This window comes from Kitasatospora sp. MBT63 (assembly GCF_000710465.2).
In the GTDB taxonomy this organism is placed as follows: domain Bacteria; phylum Actinomycetota; class Actinomycetes; order Streptomycetales; family Streptomycetaceae; genus Kitasatospora.
Window position 1 is genome coordinate 2,237 of the sequence record NZ_JAIZ01000772.1, and the last position, 5,217, is coordinate 7,453.

General features: G+C 73.4%; 5 protein-coding genes and 1 pseudogene. 2 read left to right on the forward strand and 4 right to left on the reverse strand.

Annotated features, from left to right (window positions below; all coding sequences use genetic code 11):
* The coding region (locus AA75_RS53075; RefSeq protein WP_033825396.1) for a phosphoadenosine phosphosulfate reductase family protein at positions 1–351 on the reverse strand (351 nt) is incomplete at its 3' end.
* Complete coding sequence (gene cysC, locus AA75_RS40000; RefSeq protein WP_051814230.1) at positions 348–929, reverse strand: adenylyl-sulfate kinase; 582 nt, start codon at positions 927–929, stop codon at positions 348–350. The genes cysC and AA75_RS53075, both read right to left, overlap by 4 nt.
* 785 nt (positions 930–1,714) lie before the next feature.
* Between cysC and AA75_RS40005 the strand changes: the two genes are divergently transcribed.
* Positions 1,715–2,902 (forward strand): sulfotransferase, encoded by a 1,188-nt coding sequence (locus AA75_RS40005; protein ID WP_033825397.1) that lies wholly within the window; start codon positions 1,715–1,717, stop codon positions 2,900–2,902.
* 207 nt (positions 2,903–3,109) lie between these two features.
* Positions 3,110–3,907 (forward strand): hypothetical protein, encoded by a 798-nt coding sequence (locus AA75_RS40010; RefSeq protein ID WP_051814227.1) that lies wholly within the window; start codon positions 3,110–3,112, stop codon positions 3,905–3,907.
* A 33-nt stretch (positions 3,908–3,940) separates the two neighbouring features.
* Here the strand turns inward: AA75_RS40010 and AA75_RS40015 are convergent, their stop codons facing one another.
* Both AA75_RS40015 and AA75_RS50440 read right to left on the reverse strand, forming a co-directional pair.
* Positions 3,941–4,555, reverse strand: a complete 615-nt coding sequence (locus tag AA75_RS40015; RefSeq protein WP_051814229.1) for a hypothetical protein — start codon at positions 4,553–4,555, stop codon at positions 3,941–3,943.
* Between the two features lie 113 nt (positions 4,556–4,668).
* Positions 4,669–5,217, reverse strand: a pseudogene (locus tag AA75_RS50440) (hypothetical protein); the annotation flags it as partial.

Genomic DNA, 5,217 nt, shown 5'->3' on the forward strand with positions numbered 1-5,217 from the left:
GGGGCGCTCGCGCAGCCGGCCGTCGTCGATGAAGTCCTGGACGTGGGCGACGTGCAGGCGCAGGGAGTGCTCGGCGACGACCCGGTCGCGGTAGGCGATCACCTCGGGGAAGTTGTGCCCGGTGTCGACGTGCAGCAGGGCGAACGGCACCGGCGCCGGGTGGAAGGCCTTCAGCGCCAGGTGCAGCATGACGATCGAGTCCTTGCCGCCGGAGAACAGGATCACCGGCCGCTCGAACTCGCCCGCCACCTCGCGGAAGATGTGCACCGACTCCGCCTCCAGGGCGTCCAGGTGCGACAGCGCGTAGGGGCTTTCGTGGGTGCCGGTCGGGCGGTGGGTCGCGGTCGTCATGCCAGGCCCCTCTGGGTCAGGAAGGCGTGCAGCTCGGCGGCGGAGTCGGCCACCTCGCGGCCGCGTGTCTGGATGCGCAGCTCCGGGTCGGCCGGGGCCTCGTACGGGTCGTCCACCCCGGTCAGGCCGGAGATCTCGCCGGCGGCCTGCCTGGCGTACAGGCCCTTGACGTCGCGCTCGGCGCACAGCTCCACCGGGGTCGCGACGTGGACCTCCAGGAACTCGGTGCCCTTGGCGGCGTGCAGTTCGCGCACGGCCGCCCGGGAGTCGGCGTACGGGGCGATCACCGGGGCGAGCACCTTGACGCCGTGTCCGGCCAGCTTCTCGGCGACGAAGCCGATCCGGGTGACGTTGGCGTGCCGGTCCTCGCGGGTGAAGCCGAGACCCCTGGAGAGGAACTCGCGGATCTCGTCGCCGTCCAGGACCTCGACCTTGTGGCCCTCGGCACGCAGCCGCTCGGCCAGGGCGAAGGCGAGGGTGGTCTTGCCGGCGCTGGGCAGCCCGGTCAGCCACACGGTGGCGCCGCGCTCGCAGCTGGCGGCCCGGGAGGCCGCCTCCGCGGTGCCCCCGGCGGCCAGGGTGTCGGCTGTCGTCACGGTGGAGTCTCCGTTGCGGGAAGGGCTTCGTGGGGGTTCAGGGGCATGCCGACGCCGAACCGCGCGCGCCAGGAGGAGACGCGCGTGCCCACGGTTCGACCGTTCGGTGCTCAGGTCCGGCGCCCGGCCCGACGGTCGGTGCGCACGGCGAACGCCGGTGGGCACGGCGGTGGGCCCCAGCCTCACGGCGGGGTCGGGATCACGCCCATCGGGCCGCTCAGTACCGCCCTGAACGCAGGTGAGCGGCAGCGACGCTCCGTCTTCGCCCGTGCATGAGGAATCCCCGCCCGCAGATCTGGCGCATGGCGCTCCATCCGGTTCGAGCTGTCCCGAGCGGTGACGACCGCGATCGTCCGCCCGCACCGAATCCTGAGGCTGCGGTTGCTCCGGTCCGGTGCGTGGGGGCCGGACCAGGGGTCAGAGTTCGTCGTGGGGGCGGCCGAGCGTGGCTGCGACACCGAGTTCGTCGAGGCGAACTGCCGCCATGGGACTGCCAGTTCACTCTCACGAGTCGGGTGGCGACCAGCTCTCCTCAGATGCCAGGAGGGCACGCTACCGGATAGTACGATCGCGGAAAAGAGGGTGGACGCGCGGCCGGAGCGGACCGTGGACACAGCGGGAATCCGGGCGATTCCCCTTGCAGATCCATTGACATGTACGCGCGGTGCGGGTCTAACCTGACGTCCTTACTGCTCGGTAGTTTTCAGGTTGGACCGGATCGCGGGATGGCGCCATGCCCCTCCCCCCGCTGCTGAAGGAACACACCCTTGCCTGCCACCCCCCTCGCCCTCACCGTGGCCAATCTGCTGCTCCGGCCGGGCTTCGGCGCCCGTCGCAACCCCGACCGGGTCTTCGACCGGATCATCGCGGCAACCCCGCAGGCCGCCGGCGACCGGCCGTTCGCCGACGACTTCCGGCTGCTGCTGCGCGACTGGTCGAAGGACGCCGGCCTCACCCCGGTCGGCTGGGCGTCCGGGCAGGCCCACGTCCGCAGGCAGCTCCGCAACCGGGCCCGGATCCGCGCACTGCTGTCCCAGCACCCCGCGATCGAGCAGGAGCCCATCGAGCGGCCGGTGTTCGTGGTGGGCCTGCCGCGCACCGCCACCACGCTGACCCACGGCGTGCTGTCCCTCGCGGCCGAGCACCGCTGCCCCCTGCTCTGGGAACTGCTCACCCCCGGCCTGGAGCCCACGGCCGCCGACCGGGCGAAGGCCGTCACCGCCGCACGCCGGATGGTCGGCGCGATCGACCTGTTCGCCCCGGGCTTCCGCGACATCCACCCGCTCGACCCCGAGGGCCCCGACGAGTGCACCTTCGCCCTCCCGCACACCGTCATGCCGCTGTCCCAGGTCCGCATCGCCGGCTTCCCCGCCCGGCACCACGAGCGGGACTTCGTCCCCGACTACCGCTACCTCAAGCAGGTCTTCCAGGTGCTCCAGTACGGTCGCCCCCGCCGCCGCTGGGTGCTCAAGTCACCCATGCACCTGGAGAACCTGGACGCGCTGCGCACCGTCTTCCCGGATGCCACCGTCGTGTGGACGCACCGCGACCCGGTCACCGTCGTGGCGTCCTTCTGCAGCCTGGTCGAGCACGGCATGGCCATCACCGTCCGCCCCCTCGACCTGCACGGAATCGGCGCCACCTGGCTGGATGTGCTGAGTCGAGCCATGGCACGGGGCCTGGCGGCCCGAGCCTCGATCCCCCCAGAGGCACTGGTGGACGTCCCCTACTCCTGGCTCGGGTCCAACCCCGCCGACGGCGCCCCCAGACTCTACGAATCCATCGGCGCCCGCTGGACGAGTGCCACCGCAGCCCGGCTTCCCGAGATCACCGCCCGCCCGAAGGGCACCCGCGCGCACAGCTACGACCTCGCGCGCTACGGCCTCACCCGGGAAGGCGTCCAGGCGGCGTTCGCCGACTACAACAGCTTGCGCACCGAGGTCGATCAGAGCTGACGCCCGGGCCGCGGCTTGGCCGGCTCCGGGAAAAACCGGGTGACCCGGGGGCGGGTGAGGGGTCAGGATCGGCTTCCGGTCACGCCCGCGGCACAGCGCCGCGGGCGGTGACGAACGGTCCACGGGAGGGACGGGATCATCAGCAGCGGTATCGGACGGGCGGCCGCCCGGCAGCGCCCCGGCAGGGCGGCGGCGGCCGCGGACGGATTGAAGCTGCACCGGCGGGTGCTGCGCCTCGACGGCCGGGAGTACACGGTTCTCGGGCTGCGGCCCGGCACGACGGCGCGGTTCGCCACCAACCGCTACCACGGGACCTGGCACCTGCTGTCGGACCGGGCCGGCGCGCAGTTGCTGGCCCGGCTGCTGTGGGGGCTGTCGTACGAGCGGCATCCCGGGACCCTGGTAGTGATCGACCGGCCGTTCCTGGATCCGACCCCGTTCGAGGGGGAGGCGAGCGATCCCGTCGTCCTGGTGCCGCGCGGGCTGACCCCGCTGGCCGACGGCGCGGCCCGTGCGCTGCGGCGGGCCCTGCCGCTCGCCCCGCCGCCGGCGGGCACCGTACGGTGGCGGACCCACGGTCTGGACCTGGCGCTCGCCGACCCGGGCGGCTGGGACGAGCGGGTGCGCGCGCAGTTCCGGCGCGAGGGCGACGACGGCAGTACGGTGCTGCGGCGCGGCGGACTGGTCACGGTGTCGGCCTCGCCGCGGGCGCTGCGCGAGTGGGCCGTGGACGCGGCCCGGCTGGGCGACCGCGGCCCGTACGAGATGGACTACACGTTCCTGGGCGAGGGGTGCGATGCCCCCGGCGAGGTGCAGACCTTCCGGCGCTACCGTTCGATGGTGTCCAGCGCGGTGGTGGCCCACCGCGAGATCCTGGCCGAGGACACCGGCCGCGACCTGCCGCAGTCGGTGCGCGAGCGGATCTGGCACCGCTCCGCGGAGGTCCGCCGGCGTACCCGCCGCCCGGCCCGACCGACCCGGCCCGCCCCCGCGCCGGTCGCCTGAACGCGCGGCCCGGGGGAGGGACCGGACGGGACGTCAGCCCGCGAGGCGGTACTTGGTGGACGGCACCCCGCTGGTGTAGCTGCAGTCGAAGGTGCTCATCGAGGCCGTGGTCGTCCAGCCCGAGGGGGCGAAGCAGGCCCACAGACCGTTCACCGGCTGCTTGATGCGGTACGTGGTGGACGGCACCCCGGCGTTCTGGCTGCACGCCGAGCCGTAGCTGATCAGGTCGTAGGTCCAGCCGGGCTTGACCGTACAGGCCATCATGCCGTCGACGGCGGTGCGCAGCCGGTAGCTCGCCGCCTGCGGGCCGATCTGGGCACAGGCGCTGCCCAGCGAGACGTAGTCGTAGACGAAGCCGTCGACCGGGGTGCAGGACATCACGCCGTCGGCGGGGGTGCGCAGGTGGAAGACGGTCGAGGTCCAGCTGGAGCCGCCGCTGCACTGGCGGGTCTGCTGGACCTGGTCGTAGGTGTAGCCGGCCGGGACGCTGCAGGCCCAGGTGTTGTCGAGGCCGGCGGCGCCGGCCTGGGTGGGCGCGACGGCCAGGTCGGCCAGCAGCAGCGCCGCCGCCGCGACGAACGCAAGGGCCAGCCTGGGGACGATACGGGTGATGCGGGTGAGGTTGCGGAGCGGGCGTATGGCGCGCATGGGTCTCCCCGGGACGTCCGATCGGTGTGGTGGCGATCGGAGTTGGCGGTGATCGTGAATCGATCTTCACGCGGTTGACGTGATCGATTACATGTCTAGCAACGGATGATCACTTACTGACAGATCGTCATCGGCCGTTCACGGCGGCGGTTTCCGGCCATCCGGGCCGACGAGGCCGCGCGACCCGGGTGTCCGACGGAGTGGGCGGACCCCTGGGTGCACGGGCCGCAGATGCCCGGCCGCGGCGCCCTGAAGGCGCGGTCGCAGCCGTCGCAGTTCTGCATCGGCACCACGACCGGGCGCGGGGCCGGTTCGGGGGCGACCGGGGCGTTCCAGTGCCCGAGCCGGTAGGCGAGGATCCGGGCCGGGCGGCGCTCGAACACCGCGGGCAGGCCCGCGGTCAGGGTCTCCGCGACGGCCTCGCCCGTCGCCCCGCGGTTCAGCCAGTCACCGACGGCCGGTGCGAGGGCTGCGATCTCCCCCTCCGACAGCAGCAGTCGCGGATCGCGTCGGCGCAGCCCGGTCAGGAGCGCCCGGACCTCGCCGCTCGGCCGCGGGAGCGCCGGGCGCGCGGCCACCGCCCGCGGGGCCGGGACGGCACGGGCGACCGGCTCGACCGGCTCGACCCGCTCGGCCGCCTCGCTCGGCGACCGGGACTCGCA

Excerpts from the sequence above, each read along its gene's own strand:
- AA75_RS40015 (WP_051814229.1), bottom strand. The coding sequence starts at position 4,555 with ATGCGCGCCATACGCCCGCTCCGCAACCTCACCCGCATCACCCGTATC.